General features: G+C 66.6%; 1 protein-coding gene. It reads right to left on the bottom strand.

Annotation, left to right across the window (positions count from 1 at the left end):
* Positions 1-56: 56 nt before the first annotated feature.
* Positions 57-827: a transposase gene (locus AC3ETA_RS47780; protein ID WP_432199172.1), complete on the bottom strand. Its 771-nt coding sequence runs from the start codon at positions 825-827 to the stop codon at positions 57-59.
* Between the last annotated feature and the right edge of the window lie 47 nt (positions 828-874).

The raw sequence follows: 874 nt of genomic DNA, 5'->3' as shown, positions 1-874 counted from the left end.
CTAAGGGCTGTCCCATAAATGATCTTTGACGTGTTGGGGACCTGCTGGCTTCTGCGTCACCCGGCAAGGACGAGGTTGTGCAGGCGGGCAATGCCGAGCATGGCGTGGTGAACGCCGTCGCCCTTCAGGCGGCAGTCGCGAAGGATCTTCCAGCCCTTCATCCGGGCGAAGACGTGCTCCACGCGGGCACGGACTTTGCGGTGGGAGGCGTTGTGTTCCTCCTTCCAGGCCGGGAGTTCGGCCTGGCCTTTCTCGCGGCGGTGCGGGATGACCAGGCCGGTACCTCGGTAGCCGCCGTCCGCGATGACCGTGGCCTTGCCGACGGCGTCCTTCGCACCGGACAGCTCCCACGCCTTGCAGTCGTTGCGGTTGCCCGGCAGCGGCCGGCCGACGGCGACGACGAGCCGGGTGTCGGCGTCGATGACGACCTGGTGGTTGGTCGAGTACCTGTAGTTCTTCGACTGCTCGGCGATGCTGTGATCACGGGTGGGTACCAGGGTTCCGTCCACGATCAGTACGGCGTCCTTGCGGAATCGCTTGCGCTGCTGGAGGGCCAGCGTGGGCCCGAGGTGGTCGATGATGCGGTCGGCCGCCGACTTCGACACCCCGAACAACGGGGCGAGTTGGCGCAGGGTGAGGTTGGTGCGCCAGTACGCGGCGACCAGCAGGACCCGGTCCTCCAGCGGCAAGCTCCAAGGCCGGCCCTTACGCACCGGGTCCGCTCCCTCCCGCCGCAACGCCGTGATGAGCTTGCTGAACTGACGAGGGCTCAGCCCGGTGAACGGGGCTATCCAGGACGGCTCCGACGCCGTGATCACACCAGCCACGACAAGATCATCTCACCCGTGACCAGCAGTTACGGGACAGCCCTTAG

The organism is Streptomyces sp. bgisy027, assembly GCF_057710365.1.
This window is presented reverse-complemented; position numbering and strand designations above follow the sequence as displayed.